General features: G+C 67.0%; 21 protein-coding genes and 1 pseudogene. 11 read left to right on the top strand and 11 right to left on the bottom strand.

Going from position 1 to position 25,121, the window contains the following annotated elements; translation table 11 throughout:
- Positions 1-324: 324 nt before the first annotated feature.
- Together rplS and trmD are read right to left on the bottom strand one after the other, a co-directional pair.
- A complete protein-coding gene (gene rplS / locus OR37_RS03575) occupies positions 325-720 on the bottom strand; it encodes a 50S ribosomal protein L19 (RefSeq protein WP_004615872.1) in 396 nt (131 codons plus the stop codon).
- Between the two features lie 2 nt (positions 721-722).
- Positions 723-1,460 carry a tRNA (guanosine(37)-N1)-methyltransferase TrmD gene (trmD, locus tag OR37_RS03570; protein ID WP_004615870.1) on the bottom strand — a complete coding sequence of 246 codons (738 nt, stop codon included), beginning with the start codon at positions 1,458-1,460 and terminating at the stop codon, positions 723-725.
- Positions 1,461-1,586: 126 nt separating this feature from the next.
- Here trmD and OR37_RS03565 point away from each other — a divergent pair, with 126 nt between their 5' ends.
- Together OR37_RS03565 and OR37_RS03560 are read left to right on the top strand one after the other, a co-directional pair.
- Entirely contained in the window at positions 1,587-3,047 is a 1,461-nt protein-coding gene (locus OR37_RS03565) for a pilus assembly protein TadG-related protein (RefSeq protein WP_054508500.1), read from the top strand.
- 138 nt (positions 3,048-3,185) lie between these two features.
- On the top strand, positions 3,186-4,856 hold the full coding sequence (locus OR37_RS03560) for a pilus assembly protein (RefSeq protein ID WP_004615866.1): 1,671 nt from the start codon (positions 3,186-3,188) through the stop codon (positions 4,854-4,856).
- A 54-nt stretch (positions 4,857-4,910) separates the two neighbouring features.
- On the opposite strand, the gene OR37_RS03555 is transcribed toward OR37_RS03560, so the two are convergent.
- Positions 4,911-5,846 carry an isopenicillin N synthase family dioxygenase gene (locus OR37_RS03555; protein ID WP_004615864.1) on the bottom strand — a complete coding sequence of 312 codons (936 nt, stop codon included), beginning with the start codon at positions 5,844-5,846 and terminating at the stop codon, positions 4,911-4,913.
- Positions 5,847-6,135: 289 nt separating this feature from the next.
- Here OR37_RS03555 and OR37_RS03550 point away from each other — a divergent pair, with 289 nt between their 5' ends.
- Positions 6,136-7,188, top strand: a complete 1,053-nt coding sequence (locus tag OR37_RS03550) for a fatty acid desaturase family protein (protein WP_004615862.1) — start codon at positions 6,136-6,138, stop codon at positions 7,186-7,188.
- A 10-nt stretch (positions 7,189-7,198) separates the two neighbouring features.
- On the opposite strand, the gene OR37_RS03545 is transcribed toward OR37_RS03550, so the two are convergent.
- The 3 genes and pseudogenes from OR37_RS03545 to OR37_RS22060 form a co-directional block, all read right to left on the bottom strand.
- The gene (locus tag OR37_RS03545; RefSeq protein ID WP_004615860.1) at positions 7,199-9,103 is read right to left on the bottom strand and encodes a monovalent cation:proton antiporter-2 (CPA2) family protein; all 1,905 of its coding nucleotides are present in this window, start codon (positions 9,101-9,103) and stop codon (positions 7,199-7,201) included.
- An 8-nt stretch (positions 9,104-9,111) separates the two neighbouring features.
- Entirely contained in the window at positions 9,112-9,708 is a 597-nt protein-coding gene (kefF, locus tag OR37_RS03540; protein ID WP_004615858.1) for a glutathione-regulated potassium-efflux system oxidoreductase KefF, read from the bottom strand.
- Positions 9,705-9,913, bottom strand: a pseudogene (locus tag OR37_RS22060) (hypothetical protein). The gene kefF and the pseudogene OR37_RS22060 overlap by 4 nt, the downstream one beginning before the upstream one ends.
- On the opposite strand from OR37_RS22060, the gene OR37_RS03535 reads away from it, so the two are divergent.
- Positions 9,816-10,526: a CoA transferase subunit A gene (locus tag OR37_RS03535; RefSeq protein WP_004615856.1), complete on the top strand. Its 711-nt coding sequence runs from the start codon at positions 9,816-9,818 to the stop codon at positions 10,524-10,526. The pseudogene OR37_RS22060 and the gene OR37_RS03535 overlap by 98 nt on opposite strands.
- Positions 10,526-11,167 (top strand): 3-oxoacid CoA-transferase subunit B, encoded by a 642-nt coding sequence (locus tag OR37_RS03530; RefSeq protein WP_004615854.1) that lies wholly within the window; start codon positions 10,526-10,528, stop codon positions 11,165-11,167. Before OR37_RS03535 ends, OR37_RS03530 begins: the two co-directional genes overlap by 1 nt.
- 58 nt (positions 11,168-11,225) lie before the next feature.
- Here OR37_RS03530 and OR37_RS03525 read toward each other — a convergent pair whose 3' ends face one another.
- Positions 11,226-12,209, bottom strand: coding sequence for a DJ-1/PfpI family protein (locus OR37_RS03525; protein WP_004615851.1), 984 nt, complete (start codon positions 12,207-12,209; stop codon positions 11,226-11,228).
- 82 nt (positions 12,210-12,291) lie between these two features.
- Entirely contained in the window at positions 12,292-13,866 is a 1,575-nt protein-coding gene (locus tag OR37_RS03520; RefSeq protein ID WP_004615849.1) for an ArnT family glycosyltransferase, read from the bottom strand.
- A gap of 206 nt (positions 13,867-14,072) precedes the next feature.
- Between OR37_RS03520 and OR37_RS03515 the strand changes: the two genes are divergently transcribed.
- The 5 genes from OR37_RS03515 (at position 14,073) to OR37_RS03495 (ending at position 21,001) form a co-directional block, all read left to right on the top strand.
- Positions 14,073-17,492, top strand: a complete 3,420-nt coding sequence (locus OR37_RS03515) for a TonB-dependent receptor (protein ID WP_165570565.1) — start codon at positions 14,073-14,075, stop codon at positions 17,490-17,492.
- Positions 17,493-17,663: 171 nt separating this feature from the next.
- Positions 17,664-18,665 (top strand): agmatine deiminase family protein, encoded by a 1,002-nt coding sequence (locus tag OR37_RS03510; protein WP_004615845.1) that lies wholly within the window; start codon positions 17,664-17,666, stop codon positions 18,663-18,665.
- The gene (aguB, locus tag OR37_RS03505) at positions 18,665-19,543 is read left to right on the top strand and encodes an N-carbamoylputrescine amidase (protein WP_004615843.1); all 879 of its coding nucleotides are present in this window, start codon (positions 18,665-18,667) and stop codon (positions 19,541-19,543) included. Before OR37_RS03510 ends, aguB begins: the two co-directional genes overlap by 1 nt.
- Positions 19,544-19,556: 13 nt before the next feature.
- Positions 19,557-20,084: a GNAT family N-acetyltransferase gene (locus OR37_RS03500; protein ID WP_004615841.1), complete on the top strand. Its 528-nt coding sequence runs from the start codon at positions 19,557-19,559 to the stop codon at positions 20,082-20,084.
- A gap of 119 nt (positions 20,085-20,203) precedes the next feature.
- Complete coding sequence (locus tag OR37_RS03495) at positions 20,204-21,001, top strand: SapC family protein (protein ID WP_004615840.1); 798 nt, start codon at positions 20,204-20,206, stop codon at positions 20,999-21,001.
- 59 nt (positions 21,002-21,060) lie between these two features.
- On the opposite strand, the gene OR37_RS03490 is transcribed toward OR37_RS03495, so the two are convergent.
- Complete coding sequence (locus OR37_RS03490; RefSeq protein ID WP_004615838.1) at positions 21,061-21,453, bottom strand: MaoC family dehydratase; 393 nt, start codon at positions 21,451-21,453, stop codon at positions 21,061-21,063.
- A 114-nt stretch (positions 21,454-21,567) separates the two neighbouring features.
- Here OR37_RS03490 and OR37_RS03485 point away from each other — a divergent pair, with 114 nt between their 5' ends.
- Positions 21,568-23,727 carry a protein-disulfide reductase DsbD family protein gene (locus tag OR37_RS03485; RefSeq protein ID WP_004615836.1) on the top strand — a complete coding sequence of 720 codons (2,160 nt, stop codon included), beginning with the start codon at positions 21,568-21,570 and terminating at the stop codon, positions 23,725-23,727.
- A gap of 7 nt (positions 23,728-23,734) precedes the next feature.
- Here the strand turns inward: OR37_RS03485 and OR37_RS03480 are convergent, their stop codons facing one another.
- Positions 23,735-24,460, bottom strand: a complete 726-nt coding sequence (locus tag OR37_RS03480) for a DUF1353 domain-containing protein (RefSeq protein ID WP_004615833.1) — start codon at positions 24,458-24,460, stop codon at positions 23,735-23,737.
- A 100-nt stretch (positions 24,461-24,560) separates the two neighbouring features.
- A complete protein-coding gene (locus tag OR37_RS03475; protein ID WP_004615831.1) occupies positions 24,561-25,055 on the bottom strand; it encodes a hypothetical protein in 495 nt (164 codons plus the stop codon).
- Positions 25,056-25,121 lie beyond the last annotated feature (66 nt).

Here is a 25,121-nt window from a genome sequence, read left to right as displayed (position 1 = left end):
ATTTTGAAGATAGACAAAGGGCGCGCCGGTCTTTCGACATGTCGGCGCGCCCTAGCATCATTTTTAGCCTTCGGGGGCCGATGTCGCCTTCCCGAAGAGGGCCGTCCGCTAGAAAGAAGACGGTCTGGAAGCCCGACGGTGTCGGGGGTGATGTGAGCTTGTCACGGAACGACGATTTGTCAAGATAGGTGCGATCGCACGAAGCTTGGCGTTCAGGTCCGCGCCTGACGGTCGATCGGCTCCACCCACGCCTTCGCGCCAATCGGCAAAGAAAAAGGCCCCGGCGTTTCCGCCGGGGCCTCGTTCATTCCGAGTATCGGAGACTTAGTCTTCCGACGAAGCCGAGGCCTTCGGGCCGCCAGCGCGCTCGGCGATACGGGCCGACTTACCGCGACGGTCGCGCAGGTAGTACAGCTTGGCGCGACGGACGACGCCGCGACGCTTGACTTCGATGCTTTCGATGCTCGGCGACAGCAGCGGGAACAGACGCTCCACGCCTTCGCCGAACGAGATCTTACGGACCGTGAAGCTCTCGTGGACGCCGGCGCCTTGACGGGCGATGCAGACGCCTTCGTAGGCCTGAACGCGCTCGCGCTCGCCTTCCTTGATCTTCACGTTGACGCGCAGGGTGTCGCCGGGACGGAAGTCCGGGATCGCGCGGGCGGCCAGCAGACGGGCCGATTCTTCTTGCTCGAGCTGAGCGATGATGTTGATCGCCATGATCATGTCTCCTTGGGCTTACCCGTTTTCGGGTCGCCTTTTGCCTGTTGATTGGCGAGGTGGGCCTCCCAGAGATCCGGGCGCCGCTCGCGGGTCGTCTCTTCACGCATAAGCTTGCGCCATTGGTCGATCTTCTTGTGATCGCCCGACAGCAGCACCTCGGGGATGTCGAGCCCTTCGAACGTCCGCGGCCTGGTGTACTGCGGATGTTCGAGGAGACCGTCCTCGAAGCTTTCTTCCAGCGTGCTCTCGATATTCCCCAGAACCCCCGGGGCCAGTCGAACGCACGCCTCGATCACGACCATCGCCGCCGCTTCGCCACCGGCGAGCACGGCGTCTCCGACCGAGACCTCCTCGAACCCCCGGGCGTCGAGCACCCGCTGATCCACCCCTTCGAAGCGACCGCACAGCACCACGATACCGGGCGCCTTGGACCACTCCCGAACGCGCGCCTGGGTCAGGGGCCTGCCCCGGGCGCTCATGTACAAAAGCGGCCGTCCATCGCGCTCCACGCTGTCCAGCGCGGAGGCGATAACGTCCGCCTTGAGCACGGCTCCCGCGCCGCCACCCGCGGGGGTGTCGTCGAGGAAGCCGCGCTTATCCTTGGAAAAGGCCCGAATGTCCAGCGTTTCCAGGCGCCACAGGTCCTGCTCCTTCCACGCGGTCCCGATCATCGAGACGCCGAGCGGGCCGGGGAAGGCCTCGGGGAACATGGTCAGGACGGTGGCGGTGAACGGCATGGGTCGGGGTTTAGCCGCACCCGGATCGGGAGTCGAAGCCTTACCACGCGTCTCCGGGGGCCATTTCCAGGTTATTCACTCTCGCCAGGCATGATTGCGACGAAAGGTCACGCCTTGGTGTTGAGAATGTCGATCGCCCGTTCGCATCTACGCCGCCTCGGCGTCCTGATCGCAGGCCTGTGGCACGACCGCCGCGGGGCCGTCGCCGTGCAGGTCGCGTTCCTGGCCATTCCGCTGGCCATCCTGATCTTCGGCCTGGTGGATATCGGCCGCCTGAGCCTTCAGCGCCGGCAGATGCAGGACGCCCTGGACGCCGCGACGCTGCTGGCGGCCCGCTCGACGGTGACCACCACCGCCGACCTCGAAGCGGTCGGCGACCCGGCCTTCCTGTCCGAGGTGGCGGGCCTGAACCTTGGTCTGACCGCCAGCAACGTGACCTTCACCATGGGAGCCAACAATCAGGTGGTCGGCACGGCGACGGCGACTCTGAAGCCGATCATCTCCAACCTGTGGTCCGGTGCCGACATTCCCGTCACGGCCAGGACGACGGTGATGCGGGCTCAGGGGGCGCCGGTCGAGTTGGTCATGGTGCTGGACACCACCGGGTCGATGGCGGGCACCAAGCTCGCCACCCTCAAGACCGCGGCCTCATCGTTGGTGGACAAGTTGACCTCCGGGGGGACCGCCAACGTCAAGATCGGCGTGGTGCCGTTCGCTCAGTACGTCAATGTCGGCGTCGCCAGCCGCTATCAGAGCTGGGTCAGCGTCCCAGCCGACTATTCGACCACCTCCACGACCAAGGGCCAGTGCACCACGGTCTCGACCAAGACCACGTGCCAGACCCAATACTATAGCTGCACGGGCTATAGCGATGGCGTCCCTTACACGGCGACTTGCAGTCGTTCGATCAACTGCGTCACGACCCCCATCACGCCCGTGACGACCTGTACGCAGGACAAGACCACGACCACGAACTACAAGTTCAACGGCTGCGTCGGTTCGCCGCCCTATCCGAAGAACGTCACGGACGATGATGCGACGCGGGTCTATCCGGGGTTCCTGAACCTGACCTGCAGCGCCACGATCACGCCGCTGACCAGCACCGCCGCGACGGTCAAGTCGGCGATCAACGCCCTGTCGGCCTCGGGCGATACCTATATTCCGGCCGGTCTGGCCTGGGGCTTCAACATGCTGTCCTCGGCCCAGCCCCTGACCGACGCGGCGGCCTACGACCCGAGCGGCAAGAACCGCAACCCGCGAAAGGCCATGGTGCTGATGACCGACGGGGCCAATTCCAAGCTGATGCGGGCCAGCAACGGCGCGCATGACGTGTCGCCCACGCCCTATCCCGACAGCCCGGCGGTCCAGGCCAACACCTATACGGCCGAGCTCTGCACCAACATCAAGGCCAAGAACATCGAGGTGTTCACGGTGGCGTTCAACGTCACGGACCCCACCATCAAGAGCATCCTGAGCACCTGCGCCACCGACAGTTCGCACTATTTCGACGCGACGGACACGGGCAAGCTGCTGACGGCGTTCCAGAACATCGGCGACTCGCTGCGCAGCCTCTACATCGCGCGGTAGCCCGCTCGGCGACGCCAGGCCAGGTGTAGGGACGGGCGGTCGACGCACCCGCCGTTCATGGGCGCTTAACCATGTTGCTTTCCTAATTGTTCGGGTCTGGTTGCCTAGCCTTGCCGCCTTTCGCGGGAGTAGCTTGACATGACGGGGCAAAATTCGGGGCTGGCCCGACTTATGACCCGATTGCGCCGCTGGCTGGGCGGGGCCGCTCGCGACGAGCGCGGCGCGGCCGCGGTTCAGTTCGTCTTTCTGGCCATTCCCCTGTCGATCATGGTGTTGGGCATGGTCGATATCGGTCGCGCCAGTCTGGAGCGTCGTCAGCTGCAGGACGCCCTGGACGCGGCCACCCTGATCGCGGCGCGCTCGACCGCGGTGACGGACGCCGATCTCACCACGGTGGGCAACGCCGCCTTTCTGGCCGAGGTCGCGAACCTGAACCTGGGCGTCACCGGCAGCAATTCCAACTTCGTCGCGGGCGCCAACAATACGGTGATCGGCGCGGCCACGGTGTCGATCGCGCCGATCATCTCCAATCTCTGGACCAATTCGAACACGACGGTCACCGCCTCGTCGACGGTGGTGCGCTCGGTCAACAAGCTCGAGGTGGCCCTGGTGCTCGACAACACCGGGTCGATGAACGACCCGCTGGGCTCCGGCGGCGCCAAGATCGATGCTCTGAAATCGGCCTCCAAGTCCCTGGTCTCGACCCTGGCCGCGGCCGCGACCCGGTCGTCGGATCCGAACGCGGTGAAGATCTCGGTGGTCCCATTCTCGATGACCGTGAACGTGGGCTCGACCTATCAGAACGCTGCCTGGATCACCGGGACTCAGCCGTCCGCCTACGGCTCCGACCTCTTCGCGACCTCGCAGAACCGCTTCACCTTGCTGAGCAATCTGGGACTAAGCTGGGGCGGGTGCGTCGAGAGCCGGCCAGACCCCTACGATACGCAGGACACCGCGCCGACCTCCGGGACGGGCGCCACGATGTTCGTGCCGTTCTTCGCGCCGGACGAGCCCGACGACAATGTCATTCCTGAGTACTGGTCCTCGAACTATCGCGACACCCAGCACAGCTACTATGGGGATATCCAGAACAACTGGCTGAAGGACACCGGGGCGACATCGTCCAAGGACTGGTTTACCAGGCAGAACGTCACTTCGAAGTATTCAGCGAGCAACAAAAGCTCGGTGTATAGCGGGGCCAAGACGGGCACGGACTATGGTCCGAACGCGGGCTGCAGCGTCGCCAGTCTGTTGCGCCTGACCAATCTGGCGACGATGTCCGGGGTCAATACGGTCAACGCCAAGCTCGACCAGATGACGGCCGGCGGCAACACCAATATCGCCATGGGCCTGATGTGGGGCTGGCACACCCTGTCGCCGAACGCGCCGTTCGGCGATGGCGCGGCCTATGCCACGCCCAAGACCCAGAAGATCATCGTGCTGCTGACCGACGGCGACAACACCAATGACGTCTACAACAATCCAAACGCCTCGATCTACACGGGCTATGGCTACATCTGGCAGGGCCGGCTGAGGGACAGCAACAATGTGTCCTTGACCACCTCGTCGTCCGGTACGGACCGTCAGGCCGCGATCGACAGCCGGGAATCGAAGACCTGCACCAACGCCAAGAACGCCGGCGTCATCATCTACACGATCGGCGTCGGGGTCTCGTCGAACGCCAAGGCTGGCCTGCAAGCCTGCGCCAGCTCCAGCGACAAATATTACGACGTGACGGCCTCGGCCCAGCTGACCGCGGTGTTCAACACCATCGCCGGCTCGATCCAGAACCTGCGGATTTCGCAGTAGAAAGGCGACGGCCGCGAAGCCGTCGCCCGCCTTTCGGCGTTTCGGTCGCCAGCCTCAGGCCAGCTTGATCTCGCGCAGGCGCTGCTGGAGGAATTCGTCCGCCGTGATCGATTGCGGATAGCGGTCCGGGTTGTCGGGCGTGATGCAGTTCGGCAGCGTCTTGATCTCGTAGTCCGACGCGAAGTGCAGGAAGAACGGCGTCGAATAGCGCGGCACGCCGCGCCGTTCGGGCGGCGGGTTCACCACGCGGTGCACCGTCGAGGGCAGAACGTTGTTGGTCAGGCGCTCCAGCATGTCGCCGATATTGATCACCAGGCAACCCGGAGGCGGATTGATCGGGAGCCACTTGCCGTCGCGGTCCAAGACCTCCAGGCCGCCTTCCTCGGCGCCCAGCAGCAGGGTGATGGTGTTGATGTCGCCGTGGGCGCCGGCCCGCACGCCGGTCGCGTCGGCGGGGATCGGCGGATAGTGCAGCAGGCGCAGCACCGAATTGCCGTCCTGGACGGTCGGCTTGAAGAAGTCGCGGTCCAGCTTCAGATAGGTGGCGATCGCCTCCAGCACCTTGCCGCCCATGGCGTCGAGGCCGTTGTAGAGCCAGCTGACATCGTGCTTGAACGCCGGGATCTCGGCCGGCCAGACGTTGTCGGCCATGTGGGCGCGGAAGCGGTGGCCGGCCGGCAGGTCGCGGCCCATGTGCCAGAATTCCTTGAGGTCGTAGTGGTCGGCGCCCTTGGCGGTCTCGACGCCGAACGGGATGTAGCCGCGCGCGCCGCCCTTGACGCCGGCGTACTGCTTCTTGACGTCCTCGGGCAGGGCGAAGAACGCCTTGGCGCTGTCGACGGCCGCGTCGATGCGGTCCTGCGGCAGGTCATAGTCGGACAGCACGGCGAAGCCATAGCGCTCGAACGAGGCGCCCAGCGCCTGGGCGAAACGCGGGAAATCCTTGGCGTAGAGGGAGAACGAGACAGGTTCGATGGCGGAGGTGGACACGTCTGCGAGCCTTGAGGAACGAGGTCTGAGGGGGTAAGTCTCTTCTTACTACACGGGCGGCGATGGGACGCGAAGCCTGTTCGGGCCGGCCACGACGTAGGGGCGAAACCTGGCTAATTGACGGGCGTTCGCCCAAGGCGCTTTGATTTACAGCAAACCCGCCGGGGTGGCGACGGGGCGTTGCGTCCGTAAGGGCGCGGAATTGTCGCCTGAGCCCACGCAAACAGTTGCTTTTCGCCCCTGTCGTCGCCAATTCGTCTCCTTCAATTCCGTCCGGCGCGAGGAAGACGTGACGAAAACCGCCAGCGATGGTGTCGGCCTGACCAAGCAAGCCTATGGCTTGGCGCAGGACCTGATGACGCCGAACGCGACCGTCTACTGGGCCGACATGCTGGTTTCGGTGGCCTTGATGTGGGGCGGCGTCGTGGTCGCCGCGACGACCTCCAACCTGGCGATCGGCCTGGCGGCGGGCTTGGTCGGCGTGCTGGCGCTCTATCGCGCGCTCAGCTTCATTCACGAGCTGACCCACATTCGTGACGACGAAGCGCCCGGCTTCCGCCTCGGCTGGAACGTGCTGGTCGGCGTGCCGCTGATGACGCCGTCGCTGATGTACGAGGGGGTGCACAACGTCCACCACGTCAAGGACCGCTTCGGCACGGCTCTGGATCCGGAATACCTGCCGCTGTCGCGTTTCACGCCGTTCAAGCTGGCCGGCTTTCTGTTCGTGGCGCTGCTGGCGCCGCTCGGCGTGATCCTGCGCTCGGCGGTGCTGGTTCCGCTGTCGTTCGTCATTCCGTCGCTGCGCCGCATGGTGCGCGGACGCCTGTCGGCGCTGATGATCAATCCGGACTTCGTGCGCGAGGACGTCGACCGCTGGCGCCGCGAATGGGTGATCCAGGATATCGCCTGCTGGCTGTGGTCCTGGACGGTGATCGGCGCCACGATCGCGGGCTGGCTGCCGCTGCGCGGGGTGCTGACGGGTCTTGCCGTCTTCGCCCTCGCCACCTTCCTCAACCAGGCGCGCACCCTCGCGGCCCACCATTGGGACAACGACGGCGGCAAGATGACCCTGGACGAGCAGTTTCTCGACTCGGTGAACGTGCCGCCGCCCAACGTGCTGTCGGCGCTGTGGGCGCCGGTGGGCCTGCGCTACCACGCCCTGCACCACCTGCTGCCGCGCCTGCCGTATCACAACCTGGGCAAGGCCCACGCCCGGCTGGCCCAGGCCTTGGCCGCGGATTCGATCTATCATCGCGCCTCGGAGCGGGGCCTGTTCCCCGCCCTCGCCGACCTCTTCCGCCGCGCCGGCGGCAAGGTTCCGGCCGACCAGCCGGCGCGGTAGGGCTGGCCGTCTACTCGGCGCCTTCCCGCGCGGCCTGTTCGCGCAGCTCCTCGTCGAGGCTGGAGGTGTTCCAGGCCCCGCCGGCGTCGCCGGGGCGCATCCGGTGCAGGTCGGCGTTCAGCAGGCGGTCCATGGTCTGGGCCGCGTCGCGCGAGGCCAGGATATAGGCTTCTTCCTGGCCCCACATCGGGCGCAGCTCCTCGAACGTTCGCCGATCGTGGCGACGGAAGAAGGCTGCGGCGCGATGGGCGCGGTGGGCCCGGAAGCCCAGCTTCTGCAAGGCGGTGGTTCCGAGCGCCAGGGCCGACTCGAAGGTCTCGCGTTCGACCGCGTCCGCGCCATTGGCCAGCAGATCGTAGGCATGGCGCCGGTCCCACGCCCGGGCCAGGATGACGAGATCGGGAAAGGCCTTCCGGGCCGTCTCGACCAGCTCGACGGTTTTCTCGCGGTCGTCCAGCGCGACGATCAGCATCCGGGCGCGATCGGCGCCGGCCTGGCGCAGCAGGTCGAGCCGCGTGGCGTCGCCATAGTGAACGCGCCGGCCGAACCGGCGCAGCAGTTCGATCTGCTCGATATCGCTGTCCAGAACGGTCGACTTGAAGCCGTTGGCGGACAGCAGGCGGCCCGTGATCTGACCGAAACGGCCGAAGCCGGCGATGATGATGTCGGGCTCTCCTTCGTCGAAGTCGCCGGTGTCTGGGACCACGTCGGGAATGGCCGCGTCCATCAGGGCCGCGACGCGCTCGTACAGGATCATGGCCAGCGGGGTGAAGGCCATCGAGACCGCCACGGCGGCGGTCAACAGCGCGGCCAGCTGCGCGCCGATGACGCCGGCGCCGACCGTGAAGGTGAGCAGAACGAAGGCGAACTCGCCGCCCTGAGCCAGGGCCGTGGCCACCGCCATGGCGCCCCGTTTCGGCGCGCCGAACAGTCGGGCCAGGCCGTACATGACCAGGAACTTCAGCGCCATCAGGCCGATCACCAGGCCCAGCAGCGTCAGGGGCTGGCTGGCCACCAGCGGCAGGTTCACGCCCGCGCCGACCGTGATGAAGAACAGGCCCAGCAGGAGGCCCCGGAACGGCTCGATATCGGTCTCCAGTTCGCGGCGGAACTCGCTCTCGGCCAGCACCACCCCGGCCAGGAAGGCGCCGAGAGCGGGGGAGAGGCCGACGATCTGCATCAGGCTGGCGACGGCGACCACGATCAGCAGGGCGGCGGCGACGAAGATCTCGCGCAGGCGGGCCTTGGCGATGAAGCGGAACACCGGCCGCACCAGATAGCGCCCGCCGCCGACCACGGCGCCGACGGCGGCGAACACCGACAGCATCTGGGCCCAGACGGGCAGGTGGGCCACCAGGCTGCCGCCGCCGTGGCCGCCGCTGGTCTCGGTCGGGTGAGGGGCGCCGGTCGCCAGCAAGGGCAGCAGGGCGAACAGCGGGATGACCGCCAGGTCCTGCAGCAACAGCACCCCGAAGGCCGCGCGCCCCACCGGCCCTTGCCGGAGACCCTTCTCGTCCAGCGTCTGGAGCACGATCGCGGTGGAGGACATGGCCAGGACGAGGCCGACGGCCAGGGCCTGCTGCCAGGGCAGCCCGAGGGCCAGCGAGGCGGCGGCGATGGCCAGGCCCGTTCCCAGCACCTGGGCTCCGCCCAGGCCGAAGATCGCCTTGCGCATGTCCCACAGCATCGAGGGTTGCACCTCGAGGCCGATCAGGAACAGCAGGATGACCACGCCGAACTCGGCGAACTTCATGACGTCGGCCAGTTGGCCGGTCAGGCCCAGGGCGAACGGGCCGATAATGACGCCGGCGATCAGATAGCCTAGCACCGAGCCGAGCCCGAGCCGCTTGGCGATCGGCACCGAGACGACGGCCGCGCCCAGATAGACCAGGGTCTGGGTGAGGAAGTTCTCCATGCCGTTCCTCAAGCCTCCGTCTTGCCAGAAGTCGATAGGGCGGGAAGCAGCGAAGCCAGGCGCGCCTTATAGCGTTCGGCCTCGGCCTTCAGGGCGTCGTCGTCCTTGACCGAGGCGCCATGGACCACGAAGGGGGTCTCCCAGCCCATGCCGCACAGATGGGCGGTCTGCTCCAGCGGACGCAGGAATTCGTCCATCGAAAAGCGATTGTAGCCGTGGGCGTGATAGGCCTTGGCGCTCGCCCCGGTCGTGCAGGCCACGAACAGACGCTTGCCCTTCAGGGCCTCGCCGCCCTCGCCGTAGGCGAAGCCGTGCAGCCACACCAGATCCAGCCATTCCTTCATCAGCGACGGGGTCGAGTACCAGTAGAGCGGAAATTGCAGGGCCACGACGTCGTGGGCGAGCAGGGCGGCCTGTTCGGCCTCGATATCGACCACGAAGTCAGGATAGACCTCGTACAAGTCCTTGAAGGTGACGCCGGAAAGGCCTTTGGCCGCCTTGGCCAGGGCGCGATTGGCGCGGGAGCGTTCAAGCGCCGGATGGGCCAGCACGAGCAGCACCCCGGAGGTGGCGGGCGTCACGGGCCCGGTGCTAGCGTCGGTCATCGAACGGCCCTTCTGGAAAATAATTCATCAAGGGTTGAATTTCTTCTCGGCTCGGGCGACACGGGTCGCCAGACGCCGGACGTATAATCCGGAACAAGGGAGACACCATGGTCGACAAGGTGAAGACAGACGCCGTCGAGGCCCTGGCCGGGCTGCTGTTCGACGGCATGACCATCATGGCCGGCGGGTTCGGCCTCTGCGGCATTCCGGAAAACCTGATCGCGGCGATCCGCGCGGCGGGGACCAAGGACCTCACGGTCATCTCCAACAATTGCGGCGTCGACGGCTTCGGTCTGGGCATCCTGCTGGAGAACCGTCAGATCAAGAAGATGGTCTCGTCCTATGTGGGCGAGAACAAGCTGTTCGAACAGCTCTACCTCAGCGGCGAGCTGGAACTGGAGTTCAATCCGCAGGGCACCCTGGCCGAGCGCATCCGCGCCGGCGGCGCGGGCATCCCGGCCTTCTTCACGCGCACCGGCTACGGCACGCTGGTGGCCGAGGGCAAGGAGACCCGTGAATTCGACGGCGAGATGTACGTGATGGAGCGCGGCCTGACCGCCGACCTCGCGATCGTCAAGGCCTGGAAGGGCGACGCCGAGGGCAACCTGATCTATCGGAAGACCGCCCGGAACTTCAATCCGATGATGGCCACGGCCGGCAAGGCCACCGTCGTCGAGGTCGAGGAGCTGGTCGAGATCGGCGCCCTGGACAAGGACGCCATCCACACCCCGGGCATATATGTCGACCGCATCCTCAAGGGCGCGAAATTCGAAAAGCGCATCGAGCGCGTCACCACCCGTCAGAAGGAAGCCGCGTAATGGCCTGGACCCGCGACGAGATGGCGGCCCGCGCCGCCAAGGAGCTGCAGGACGGCTTCTATGTGAACCTCGGCATCGGCATCCCGACCCTGGTGGCCAACTACATCCCGGAAGGGATGCATGTGACGCTGCAGAGCGAGAACGGCATGTTGGGTATGGGCCCCTTCCCCTACGAGGGCGAAGAGGACGCGGACCTGATCAACGCCGGCAAGCAGACGATCACCGAGCTGGATTCGAGCTCCTATTTCAGCTCGGCCGACAGCTTCGCCATGATCCGGGGCGGCCACATCGCCCTGTCGATCCTGGGCGGGATGCAGGTGGCGGAGAACGGCGACCTCGCCAACTGGATGGTGCCCGGCAAGATGGTCAAGGGCATGGGCGGGGCCATGGACCTCGTCGCCGGCGTCAAGCGGGTGGTTGTGGTCATGGACCACTGCGAGAAGTCCGGCGCGCCCAAGCTGCTGAAGCAATGCACGCTGCCGCTGACTGGCGCCGGTGTGGTCGATCTGCTGATCACCGAGCTGGGCGTCTTCGAGATCAATCGCGGCAAGACGCCAGTGAAGCTGATCGAACTGGCGCCCGGCGTCACGGTCGATGACGTGAAAGCCAAGACCGAGGCGGCGTTCGAGGTGGCCGTCTAACCGTGCTTGAATTCGGGCCTCGCCCTGAGCCTGTCGTGGGGCGAGGTCCGCCACCCCATCATTTCGTCAGCCAGTACGGGTGCTCCAGCGTGAGCGCCACGTAGCGCGCCGTCGGCTTGCCGTAGGCGCTGGCGATATCCTCCAGCACCAAGGCCGGATCTCCCGTCAGCGCCTTCACCATCCGCCCCGCGCGAGGGAGCTTCTCCGGCGCGATCACGGCCAGGCCGTGGCGCGACACCGCGCTCGCGCTGGCGAAGGCTTCGGAGCGGTTGGTGCGCGACCAGGCGTCCAGCGTGGTGGCGAAGGCCAGGTCGTCGAAGCCGTCGGCGATCTTCACCGCGACCGTCTGTGATCGCCAGGCGTTGGCCCAGCCCGACAGGCCGGCCATGACCGCGTCGCCGTTGACCCGGAACGCGGCGCCGTCGTGGGCCTGGACCGGAGGCGGAACCCCCAGCCTCGCGGCGGTGGCGCGCATCGTGTCTTCGCCCGCCAGGTCGCGCAGCAGGGCCAGGCTCGCCGGGATCGAGGCCGTCACCCCGGCGGTGGTCGTGACGTTTCCGTCGACGATCCAGCGCCGGTCGCGCCGCCACCGGACCTGGGGATAGGCCTTGGCCAGACGGCCCAGCTCGAACCAGTGGGTGGTGGCGTCGCGACCGTCCAGCAGGCCGGCGTGGGCCAGGGTCTCGGCGCCGGCGCAGATCGACACGATCCGGGCGCCGCGCGCCGCCTGGGCCTTCAGCCAGGCCTCGCGGGCCGGATCCGCAGCCGGCATCATGAAGGGGACAACGATCACGTCGGGGCGCAGGTCGGCATAGGTCGCTTGCGGCCGGACGAAGGCCTGGCCCGGCATCAGCCTGATCGGCGTCATGCCGGCCGCGACGATCCGGACGTCGATCGCTCCGGACTCGGCCAGCACGGCATAGGGCGCGATCAGGTCGGTGGTCTCGGTCCCGCGCGGCTCGGCCAGGATCGCGACCAGGGGCCGGGCCAGGGTTGGCGAGCCGCCCGCCAGGACCAGCAAAAGCAGGAATAGACGCAACATCGAAAGCTCCCGTTTGACGCGGGAAGTTTCGGCGACGGCGCGGCGAACGAAAGGACGATGATCCCTCGAAAGCGGCCAGCGCTTATGGTTTGCGCTTCGGCTCGGGCGGCAGGCCGGTGATGGGATCGCGCGGCAGCGGCGCGAACCCCTGGGCGATGAACAGGTCGATCCGCCGCGAGCGTTTTTTGTCCAGGCGCACGCGGGCGATCTGGAGGTCCGAGGTTTGCCTGAAGTCCTGCTCGATCTCGGGGCGATAGCCGCCCTCCAGGCTGACGATCAGGGCGCGCCGGCCGGAAGCGGCGTCCAGCGGGGCCTCGGTCTCGGCCTGGTTCTGCGGGTGGGCTTCATGCACCCACATCTTCAGCGGCGGCGCGCCGGGGGCGCCGAAATAGTCGCGGCCGTAATAGGCGGCGGCGTTGTAGACGAAGCGGTCGTCCATCGCGACGGCGGTGACGCCCCCGTGCGAGGCCTGCTCCTCGCGGGCGCGGTCGATGATCGCCTGGACGGTCTGGTCCCAGCCGCGCACGCGCTTGAAGCCGTTCGACAGGCCGGTGGCGTCGGCCAGCTTGGGGCTGACCATGCAGGCCATGAAGAAGGCCGCGAACAGGGCCTCGAAGGCCAGCCCGCCGATCAGCCAGCGGCGGGCGTTCCAGCGCAGCAGCCAGGCCGCCGTCAGCACCGAGCCCGCCACGAAGGCCGCGCCGGCCCAGTTGGCGTTGGCGCGCGACACGAAGGCTTCGCCGGCGACGATGATCAGCGGCGGGGCCGAGAAGCACAGCAGCAACAGATCCGGCGACGACAGCCGTTTCCTGGCGCTCAGCCAGATCGCCCCGCCCAGCAGGGCGGCGAAAGGCACGGGGCCGAACACGCCAAACTGCGAGCCGATGAATTCGATCAGCTCGCGGACATTGAACAGATGGTGTCCGCTCCAATTGGCGTTCGACGCCGTGTGCTTGACCGTCGAGAAGTGGTGGCGGGCGTTCCAGGCGAAGTTGGGCGCCAGGGTGATCACGAAGGCGGCCAGGAACAGGCTGATCGCCGCCGGACACCAGCGGGCGCGGGCCTCCTTGGAGATCGCCGCGTGGACCACGATGCTGCCCAGGGCGTAGATCGCCGCGTATTTCGACAGAAAGGCCAGCCCCAGCGCCACGCCCATGCCCAGCGCCACGGCGTAACGGCGCGGCGCGCGGGCCTCGGCCAGGTCGACATAGGCCCAGATCGTCAGCGACAGGAAAAACAGCAGCGGCGCGTCGGTCGCCATCAGGCCCGAGGACAGCACAACGCCCGGCATCAGGGCGTAGATCGCCGCGGCGACCAGGCCGCTCCAGCCGCCGTAGAGCCGTCCCGCGATCCGGCTGACGATCAGCGCCGTGGCGCCATGCAGCAGCGGCGCGGACAGCCGCACCCAGGCTTCGCCGTCGCCGCCGAGATGAGTGGTGAGCCAGATCAGCCAGGCGATCATCGGCGGCTTGGAGAAATAGCCGAAGGCCAGGGTCCGAGACCAAAGCCAATATTGCGCCTCGTCCGGATAGAGTTCCAGCGGGGTCGCAAACAGCGCCGCCAGCCTTGCAACCGTCAGCATCCCCACCATCATAAGCGTCAACCGCCAGGCGCGATCGGCTGTCTTATGGTCAAGTTTCAGGGCGGGTACGGACATGCCTCCTGCTTAGCCATGTAAAATAAAACTGACCAATTTTTTCTGCCCCCGTGGGCATTTATGACAATTTCTGGGCGGTCGTGGCCTTTCCGTCACCAAACCTTCGAAAAGGGAGGCTAAAGACCGGCGCTGAATGGGCGACGAGACTGCTCAGTAGGCTGTCCGTCTGGCCATCGCGAAAAAAACGAGGGGATAAAATGATCTCGATGAAAAGGCTCGCGGGCGGCGCCGCGCTGACCGTTCTGGCCATGGCGTCGGCCTCGGCCGTCTACGCCCAGGAAACCACCGGTTCGATCGGCGGTCGCGTCACCGGCCCGAACGGCGCCCCGCTGGGCAATGTCGCCGTCGTCGTCACGCACGTGCCGTCGAACACCAAGGTGACGACCGTCACCAGCGCCGACGGCTACTACGCCGCCCGCAACCTGCGCGTCGGCGGTCCGTACACGGTCGCGGTCAGCGACCCGGCTCACCAAGGCAAGGTCGTCGACGTCGCCGACGTCGGCACGGGCGCCCCGGTCTCCCTCGACATCGCCCTGGGCAATGCCGACAACCAAGTCTCGCAGATCGTCGTGACCGCGTCGGCCAGCGGCGCCCGCACCCTCGAGACCGGCCCGCGCTCGACCTTCACGGCCAAGGACATCGAAACCCTGCCGTCGTTCAGCCGCGACCTGAAGGATCTGGCGCGCCTGAACCCGTTCGTCACGATCGACCCGACCAACAACAACGCCCTGATCGTCGCCGGTTCGAACAACCGCGTGAACACGGTCTATATCGACGGCGTCAAGCAAGCCGACGACTTCGGCCTGAACGGCAACGGCTATCCGTCGCAGCGTTCGCCGATCTCGCTGGAACTGGTCCGCTCGTTCAACTTCGAAGTCGCCCCCTACGACGTCCAGTACGGCTCGTTCCAGGGCGGCGTGATGAACATCGTCACCAAGTCAGGCGGCAACAGCTTCCACGGCTCGGTCTACGGCGAATACGACTCCTCGCGCATGGCTGGCCGCGACATCAACAGCCTCTACAATGATCCCACGACCGGCAAGCCGCGGAATCTCCGGATCAGCCGCTTCGAGGACAAGACTTACGGCGCGACCTTCAGCGGCCCGATCATCAAGGACCGTCTGTTCTTCTCGGCTGGCTATGAAAAGGGCGAATACACGCAGGCCAGCGACGCCTACGGCCCGTCGGACAGCAACGCGGCCAATAGGGTCAATGGCGTCACCGTCGCCCAGGTCCAACAGATCCAGAGCATCCTGAAGTCGGTCTACAACTATGACCCGCTCGGCTACGGCCTGACCCTGCCGCCGCAGACCGACAAGAAGTACTTCATCAAGCTCGACGGCAACATCACCGACAAGCACCGCGCGGTGCTGGAATACGCCCGCGAAGAGAACACCAGCACGTTCAACGGCGGCACCAACAACTCGACCAACCTGTCGCTGCTGTCGGAGTACTACACCAAGCCGGAAACCAACGAGATCTGGGTTGGTCAGCTGTTCTCGCAGTGGACGGACCAGTTCTCGACGGCGCTGGAATATTCGAGCAAGGAAGTCTCGTCGGTGCGCGCCCCGCTGGGCGGTACGACCTTCGCCAACTTCCAGATCAAGCTCGGCGGCTCGACCGTCCTGCTCGGCCCGGATATCTCGAGCCAGGCCAACATCCTGGACAACAAGACCAAGACCCTGAAGTTCCGCGCCACCTACAAGGTTGGCGACCACGTCTTCACGGCCGGCGCGATCCGCGAAAAGCTGGACGTTTTCAACGAGTTCGTCCAGCGCGCGAACGGTTCGTATACGTTCGACGCCACATGTGGTGCTGGTGTTGGCATTCCGTCCACTAACACGGCCGCTTTGATCGCCGCCACGTTGACGAACCTGCAAAACCGTCAAGCTTGCGCGCTGGCCTATAACAACGCCGCCGACAACATCGCGACGCACGGCGCCGCCAACTGGAACTCGATCACCAACACGCTGTACGCTCAAGACGAGTACACCGTGATGCCGGGCCTGACGATCCGCGTCGGCCTGCGCGGCGAGTTCTACGATTCCGACACGACCCCGCAGCTGAACCAGCGCTTCCTGGCGCAGTACGGCTTCGCCAACACGGCCACGTACAAGAACATGCACGTGATCATGCCGCGCGTGGGCTTCAACTGGCGTCCGGACGACCGCACCGTCATCACCGGCGGCGTGGGCCTGTTCTCGGGCGGCAGCCCGAACGTTTGGCTGTCGAACAGCTTCAGCAACACCGGCAACCTGCTGGGCTCGGCCACCTGTTCGCCGTCGCAAGCCGCGTCGCCGACGGCCACCGCGCCGGGGGCCTGCTCAAGCGCCCTGCTCAACGTCGACGGCAACAAGGTCGCCGACGCCGCCAAGCAAGCCAACACCAACTCGGCCAATCTGGGCACCGGCGTCGTGAACGCGGTCGATCCGAACTTCCAAGCCCCGTCGGTGTGGAAGTACTCGATCAGCGCCGCCCGCTATGTGGACATCCCGTACCTGGGCAAGGACTTCCGCTTCCACGCCGACGGCCTCTATCAGCGCACGAACTATGGCGTTACCTGGCGCGACCTGTACGCCGACGCCAACCCGGGCCCGCGGGCCCCGGACGGCCGTCCGACCTACCTGTCCACCCGGACCCAGAACACCAATGCGGCGCCCTATGACCTGCTGCTGACCAACACCCGCAAGGGCGGCGGCACCTCCTACGCCCTGGGCGTCGGCAAGGACTGGAACGACGGTTGGGCGCGCGGCCTGAACTTCGACTACACCTACACCCACACCAACATGAAAGAGACCAATCCGGGCACCAGCTCGGTGGCTCTGTCGAACTACAGCCAGTGGGCCATCAGCGACCGCGACAATCCCGAGGTCGCGATCTCGAACTACAACATCAAGTATTCGATGAAGCTGTCGATTGGTTATAGCCGCGAATTCTTCGGCGATAACAAGACCTCCGCGCGCTTCTTTATTCAGCGCCGCGCCGGCCTGCCCTTCAGCTACACGTTCGACTCGTTCCTGGGCACGAACGCGGGCCAGGCCGACCAGGCGTTTGGCGAAACGGGCGACGTGGCGTTCCGCGACACCCAGCTGTTCTACGTGCCGAAGGCCGACTCGTCGGGCAACATCACGATGACCAGCGACCCGATCGTCCACTTCAACAACGCCAACGACGCCGCCAAGCTCGACGACTTCGTGAAGAGGACAGGCCTGAAGGATTACGCCGGCCAGATCGCGCCGCGTAACGCCTTCAAGTCGCGCGACATCACGACGATGGACGTTCGTCTGCAGCAGGAACTGCCCGCCTTCTTCCCGGGCGGCTCGAAGCTGAAGGCGACCCTGGACATCATCAACCTGGGCAACCTGATCAACAAGAAGTGGGGCGTGCTGGAACAGTACGCGTTCCCCTACCGCGTGAACGTGGTGCAGGCCGTGAACTGTCAGGCGACCGCTCTGGCCAACCCGAGCCTGAGCGCCGCCAACAAGGCGACCGCCACGACCGCCTGCGCCGCCGGCCCGGGCAACTACTATCAGTACAACCTGTCGTCCACGACGACGCCGACCGTGAACACCTCGAACCAAAGCTCGACCTGGTACATCAAGGTCGGCCTGAAGTACGAGTTCTAAGGTCCACGACCTCATCTAGGGGAAAGGGCGGTCCGGCTTCGGGCCGCCCTTTTTCTTTGTCATTTTCGTTTGCTAACTAGGCGGCGCTTGACCCTGGTCCCGAGAGGGGCCATCTGCGCCCCCTTTCGTGTTTTCGCCCCCCGTCTTCCCGTTTCAGGCCCGAGCTTCGCCATGACCGTCATCGTTCCCGCCGAGTGGGCTCCGCACCGCGCCATGTGGGTAGGTTTCCCCAGCCACGCCGAGCTGTGGCGGGAAGATCTTGAGCAGGCGCAGGCCGAGGTCGCCGGCCTCGCCCGCGCCCTGGCCGGTCCCGGCGGCGAGCGCGTGCGCCTGATGGTGGTCGGCGACGAGGCCGAAGCCGCCGCGCGCGCCCTGCTCGGCGACACCAGCGTCGAGATCGTCCGGGGCCAGTTCGGCGACATCTGGCTGCGCGACACCGGCCCGATTTTCGTCGACGATGCTGGCAAGGCCGTGGCGGCCGGCTTCCAGTTCAACGGCTGGGGCGGCAAGTACAGCCTCGAGGGCGACGACATCGTCGCCGAGCAGATCGCCGCCGCCTCGGGCGCGCCGCTGGTCCGCAACGGCTTCATCCTGGAGGGCGGCGCCCTCGATCATGACGGCAACGGCACGATCCTGACCACGCGCCAGTGTCTGCTCAACGCCAATCGCAACGCCGGCTGGGACGAGGCCTCGGCCAGTTCGGCCCTGGCCTCCGCCCTGGGCGCGAAGAAGGTGCTGTGGCTGGGCGATGGTCTGCTCAACGACCACACCGACGGCCATGTCGACAACCTGGCGCGCTTCGTGGCGCCCGGCGTCGTGGCCTGTCCGATGGCTTTCGGGGCCGACGATCCGAACGCCCAGGTCTATGCCGAGACCGCGCGCCTCTTGGCCGGCATGACCGACAGCCGGGGCTCGCCGCTGCAGGTCGCGCGCATCCCCTCGCCGGGCAAGATCCTCGACGAGGACGGCGAGCCGATCCCCGCCTCGCACATGAACTTCCTGATCGCCAACGAGGCGGTCATCGTGCCGATCTACGCCGAGGAGTCGGGGGCCTTCGCCGTCGAGGTGATCAAGGGCCTGTTCCCCGAGCGCCAGGTCATCGGCCTGCCGTCCACCGCCATCCTGACGGGCGGCGGCTCGTTCCACTGCATCAGCCAGCAGGAGCCCGCCTAATGGCCCGCACGCTCAGCGTCGCCGCGATCCAGACCTCTTATGGCATGGATCTGCAGGCCAATATCAAGAAGACCGAAGCCTTCATCCGCGAGGCCGCGTCCAAGGGCGCGCAGGTCATCCTGCCGTCCGAGCTTTTCCAGGGGCCGTACTTCTGCGTCGCCCAGGAGGAGCGCTGGTTCGCGGAAGCCCATCCGTGGCGCGAGCATCCGGTCGTCAAGGCGATCGCGCCGCTGGCCGGCGAGCTGGGCGTGGTGCTGCCGATCTCGATCTTCGAGCGCGAGGGCCCGCACTACTTCAACAGCCTCGTGATGGCCGACGCCGACGGCTCGCTGATGGGCGTCTATCGCAAGAGCCACATCCCCGACGGCCCGGGCTACATGGAGAAGTACTATTTCCGGCCCGGCGACACCGGTTTCAAGGTCTGGGACACGCGCTTTGGCCGGATCGGCGTTGGCATCTGCTGGGACCAGTGGTATCCGGAGGCCGCCCGCGCCATGGCCCTGATGGGCGCCGAGGCCCTGTTCTACCCGACCGCGATCGGCAGCGAACCGCACGACCCGAGCCTGGACACCGCCTTGCCGTGGCGGAGGGCCATGCAGGGCCACGCCGTCTCGAACGTGATCCCGGTGATCGGCGCCAACCGGATCGGCTTCGAGCCGTGGGAGGGCTATCCGAACGGCGGTCAGACCTTCTATGGCTCGTCGTTCGTGGCCGATCATCGCGGCGACCTGGTGTCGGAGCTCGGGCGTTCGGACGAAGGCCTGGTCAGCGCCACCTTCGATCTCGACTTCCTGACGACGCACCGCGCCGCCTGGGGCTTCTTCCGCGACCGCCGGCCCGAATTCTATTCGGCGCTGTCGACCGGCCGCCCGGCTTGATCGAGATCTGCCGGTGATCGAGACCGAGCGCCTGATCCTTCGTCCGCCCGTCGATGGGGACCGGGCGTCGGTGGCGGCGATCGGCGCCGACCCCGAGGTCGGCCGGTGGCTGGGCGGCGTGCGCGACCGCGCCGCCAGCGATCTGCTGGTCGACCGCTGCCTGGAGCATCTGGAACGGTTCGGCTTCGGCATCGGCGTGATCGAGCGCAAGGCCGACCGGCGGGTGATCGGGATGGCCGGTCTGGGCTATGTCCCCGACGGCCTGCCCGAGGAGGGCGAGGTCGAGATCGGCTGGCGCCTGCTGTCCGAAGTCTGGGGGCAGGGCTACGCGACCGAGGCCGCCCGCGCCTGGCTGGCCGAAGGGTTCCAAAAGATCGGCGCGACCGAGATCGTCGCCTTCACGGCGCGGATCAATGTCGCTTCGCAAAAGGTCATGCGCCGTATCGGCATGGTCGCGACGCCGGATCGGGATTTCGACCATCCGCTGGTGGCCGAGGGCGATCCGCTGCGGCCGCACGTGACATGGATCGCTCGGCCCTAGGCGGCCAAGTCCCGTCCGTGAGAGCGGCAAGATTGCCGGTCGGCCTGGGATCGGCTAGAAGGCCGAGCCTTCGCGGTCGTCATCGAGCGCCCGTTTCTTATTCTGTCGTAGAGCTCTTCATGGAAACGACCCAGTCCGCCGGCGAAATCTCCGGCAACGTTCTGTTCTACCACTCGCCTGAACCGCTGAACCGCGAACAGCACGCCAAGCTGGCTCTGGTCCACAAGGACAAGCCGTATGGCTTCGCCGCCGCCGGCACCGCCGTGCCGCTGACGGTCTCGGAATTCGCGCCGGCCGCGCTGACCTATCCGGTGATCTTCGCGGGCGAAGACCGCGTGCCGCTGGCGGTGATGGGCCTGAACCAGCAAGAAAACCTGTTCATCGAGGCCGATGGCTCGATCGAGCCGAACGTCTATATCCCGGCCTATATCCGTCGCTATCCGTTCGTGCTGGCCAATGACGACACCGCCGATCGCCTGATCGTCTGCATCGACCGCGGTTCGGACCTGCTGTCGGAAGCCGGCCAGACCCCGCTGTTCGACGCCAAGGGCGAGCCGACGGAATATACCCAGAACTGCATCAAGTTCTGCGACGACTTCGAGGTCGAGCGCCGTCGCACGGACTCGTTCGTCCAGCTCCTGAAGGACCTGGACCTGTTCGAGCTGAAGAAGGCCGTGTTCCAGCCGCAGGATGAAACCGGCGCGCCGGCCGGCGAGCTCGTCACGGTCGCCGAATATTTCGGCGTTTCGGAAGAGAAGCTGAACAAGCTTCCGGCCGACAAGCTGAAGGAACTGCAGGAAAACGGCGCCCTGGCCCAGATCTACGCGCACCTGGTGTCGCTGCTGGGCTGGGATCGTCTGATCACCAAGACCATGCTGAAGCAGGCCGCTCAAGCGCCGGCCGCCAACCTGAACTGAGGTTCGGCGTCAGCTGAAAGACCGAAGGGCGGCGGGGCTTCGGCTTCGCCGCCTTTTCTTTATCGCGCGAAGATGCTGCGGGTCAGGCACGAGAAGACCAGCCGGCCCGCCTCGTCCAGCAGATCGTGCTGGGCGATGACGATGCCCTTGCCCTCGCCGACCGGATCCTTGCCCATCACGGTCATCCGGCCGCGCAACAGCTCGCCCACGGGCGGATTGCGTAGCCAGCGCAGGGCGTCGACGCCCAGGCGCTTGGTCTGGGGCCAGGCGGCGCTGGCTTCGGCGTCAAGGCGCGACCAGAGCGCGAAGACCATGCCGTCCGGCGCGCCGTTCTCCACCGGCCAGCCCGGATTGAACGCGGCGACGAAGGCCGCCAGGGCCTTTTCGTCCACGGCCCGTGAGCCCAGATTGACGACCTGTCCGATCTCGATGTCGTCGAAGGCGGCGGGCATCAGCGTCTCCCGATTGATTCTCTTTCGACTGTCCCTTGAGCCTTGGCCATTGTCGAGACGCGCGCGGCGCGCCATGTGTTCGTCCGCTGTCGTTTTTCACCGAGCCCGTCGCCGATGTTCCTGAAGAAGTTCGTTCTCGCCCTGCAAGCCCTGCTGATGGCGGGCCTCGTGGCGAACGCCGCGGCGGCTGGGCCGGTGGTCAATTCCGGGCACATCGAGTCCGAGCTGATCGCGCAGGAAAGCGGCGTCGCGCCGGGCGGCACGGTCTATGTCGCCCTGCGCCAGAAGATCATTCCGGGCTGGCACACCTATTGGCGCAATCCGGGCGACGCGGGCGAGGCGACCAAGATCGCCTGGACCCTGCCCGCCGGCTGGAGCGCCGGCAACATGGTCTGGCCGGCGCCGATCAAGGCCAAGCTGGGTCCGCTGCTGGACTACGCCTACGAGGGCCAGGTGCTGATCCCCGTGCCGATCACCGCGCCCGCCAACGCCCAGCCAGGAACGACGATCAGCCTCAACGCCGCCGTCCAGTACCTGGTCTGCCAGGATGTCTGCGTACCCGAGGACGCCAAGCTGACCCTTCTGTTGCCGGTTGTCGCCGGCGCGCCCACGGCCGATCCTCAATGGGGCGCGGCGATTGGCGACGTCCTGGCCAAGGCTCCTAAGCCCGCCGGGCTGAAGGCGGTGTTCAAGCTGGACGGTCCGACCCTGAAGCTGGCGATCACCGGCGCGCCGCTGAAGGGCGCCGAGATGGCCGACGCCTATTTCTACCCGTACTCGCCAAAGGTCATCGAGCACGCCGCGCCGCAGGCGATCGAGCGCGGCCCGGAGGGCCTGACCCTGTCCATCAAGGCCGGCTACGACTTCGTCGGCGGGGGTAAGGCGCCGAGCGAACTGGCCGGCGTGCTGGAGACCCGTTCCGGCGCCTGGGAAGTCACCGCGACGCCGGGCGAACCGCCCGCCGCCGCGATGGGCCTGGGTGCGCCGGCCGCCGCGACCGCGCCGAACGCCGGCGGCGTCTCCGGCGGTCTGCTCGGCGCGCTGTTGTTCGCCTTTGTCGGCGGCCTGATCCTGAACCTGATGCCGTGCGTCTTCCCGGTGCTGTCGATGAAGGCGGCCAGCCTGGCCGGACATGCTCACGACGCCGGCAAGACCCGTCTGCAGGGCTTGGTGTTCCTGCTGGGCGTCGTCGCCACCTTCCTGGCGCTGGCGGGCTTGCTGTTGGCCGTCCGCGCCGGCGGGGCGGCCGTGGGCTGGGGCTTCCAGCTGCAGTCGCCGCTGGTCATCGCGGGTCTGGCCCTGCTGATGCTGCTCGTCGCCCTGAACATGTCGGGCGTCTTCGAGATCGGGACCTCGGTCCAGGGTGTCGGCGCCGAGGCGTCGTCCAAGGGCGGGGCGGCCGGCGCCTTCTTCACCGGGGCTCTGGCCGTGGTGGTGGCCGCGCCCTGCACCGCGCCGTTCATGGCCGGCGCCCTGGGCTATGCCCTGACCCAGCCGCCGATCGTGGCCTTGGCCGTGTTCCTGGCCCTGGCCCTGGGCTTCGCCGCGCCGTTCGTCGCCGTGGCCTTCGTGCCCGGCCTCCAGAAGCTCCTGCCGCGTCCCGGCGCCTGGATGGAGGTCCTGAAGAAGGGGCTGGCCTTCCCGATGTACGGCGCGGCCCTGTGGTTGGTCTGGGTGTTCGCCCAGCAGGCCGACACCTTAGCTCTGGGTCAGGTGCTGGCGGCCGGCGTCCTGGCGGCTTTCGGCGCTTGGCTCTATGGCCTGTCGCAGGCGCGGCGCGCCTCGGGCAAGCCGTCGACGACCTCGGCGATCGTCGGCCTCGTGGCGGTGGTCGCGGCGGTCGCCGTGGCCGGCGCCTCCGCCGTCGCGGCCAAGCCGGCTTCGACCGCCGCGGCCACATCCCAAGCGCCCGTCGCCGGCTCCGGTCTGGTCGCCGAGGCCTGGTCGCCGGAGAAGGTGAAGGCCCTTCAGGCCGAGGGGCGTCCGGTGCTGGTCGACTTCACGGCCGCCTGGTGCGTCACGTGCCAGGTCAATGAGAAGGTCGCCCTGTCCGGCGCCAAGGTCGCCGACGCCTTCAAGGCTAAGAACGCGGTCTACTTGAAAGCCGACTGGACCAATCGGGATCCGACCATCGCCAAGGCTCTGGCGGAGTTCGGCCGGGTCGGCGTGCCGCTGTACGTGGTCTACCCCAAGGCGGGCGGCGCGCCCGTCATCCTGCCGCAGCTGCTGACCGAGGGCCTGGTCGTCGACGCCATCGAGAAGGCGGGGACTTAGGAGCCCCTCACTTCTTGCCGAACGGCAGCCGCTCCCGGACCTTGTCGATCGGGGTGCGGGTCGTGGTGACCGGCGGCGGCGCGTTGATCACCGGGACAGGCAGCGGATAGGCGCGCCAGCCGCTGGCGATCAGGGCGCCGAAGCCCTGGCAGCGCGGCAGGAACTTAACCATGCCGGTGCGGGGCTTGGGGAAGGGCGGCGGCTGGGAGACGCCCTGCCGGGTCGGGTCGACGAAGCGCCAGTCGCTGGGCAGGCCATAGCCGCGCTCGCCGCCGATGCGGACGGCCTGATAGGCGATGTTGGCCTGGAACGGCGAAACGCCATAGCGAAGCATGGCCCGCAGGAAGATCTGGTCGGCTTCCTCGCGCTTGCCGGGCTCGCCGATCGTGTACAGCCAGTCGTGGATGATCGCCGCGCGGGCCGTCGGACCCTGGGGGTCGACCACGGCCTGGCCGTACCACGGCACGCTGGCGAAGTCGGTGACATACCAGCGCGGCACCACGATCACCTTGCCCGTCTCGACATCGCAGTAGGGGAACTCTGCGTCGAGGGTGAACAGTTTCCGGCCGTCCTTGGTCTGGTTGAACAGCATGATCGGCTGCGGCGTCAGCGAGCTGGGCGGCGTCGGCGCGGTCACCGGCACATAGACGGTGGTGCTCTTCTCGGTCGTGCAGGCGGCGAGGGTCAGGGCGAGCGCGGCGAGGGTCAGGCCGGAGCGGATCTTCGAGGACATGGCGTGGCGATTAGGGCCCGGACGGGCGGCCTTGCAAGGGTTGGTCGACTAGCCGACGCCTTAAGCGCGCGTGTTGCGGCGATTCTGGGGCCAGCGGCGATTAGGCCGCGGGCTGGGGCGGCGCGGTGATGACCTCGATATTGTCGTTCAGCAGATAGACCATGTCGCGCAGGGCCAGGTCCTGGTCCTTGATGGTCTTGGCCGCGCCGACGGCGGTCAGTTTCTCGGGCAGATCCTGGCTGATGCCGCGCAGGATGCATTTGAGGTCATCGACCGCGCCCCGCGCCTTCAAGGTCAGGTGCCCCTTCATGTCCAGGCTGGAGAGCTCGCCGATCTTGCCGGAGAAGGCGTCGAAGCCTTTCAGCGCCTTGGCCGTGGCGGCCGTGTCCGCGCCGGCCAGGGTCTTGCGGTAGCTTTCCGCCTCGGTCTTCAGCTGCCGGGCGCGCTTGACGATGTCCTGGAACAGCGGCTCTCCGGCCACCGAGGCCGGGGCGGCGGGCTGCTGCTGCACGGCGGGCGCGGGGCCGGCGGCCTGGCCGGGGCTGTAAGCGGCGAACCACAGCAGGGCGGAAACGGCGACGGCGTCGCAGGACATGGCGGACTCCGGCAAAAAACGTCATTGGTCCGCCATGACGCGGCGGCGGGCGTTTGATAAGCCGCT

Source organism: Caulobacter vibrioides OR37 (genome assembly GCF_000372645.1).
GTDB lineage: Bacteria > Pseudomonadota > Alphaproteobacteria > Caulobacterales > Caulobacteraceae > Caulobacter > Caulobacter vibrioides_E.
The sequence above is the reverse complement of the archived record's forward strand: the minus strand, read 5'-3'. Positions and strand labels throughout refer to the sequence as shown.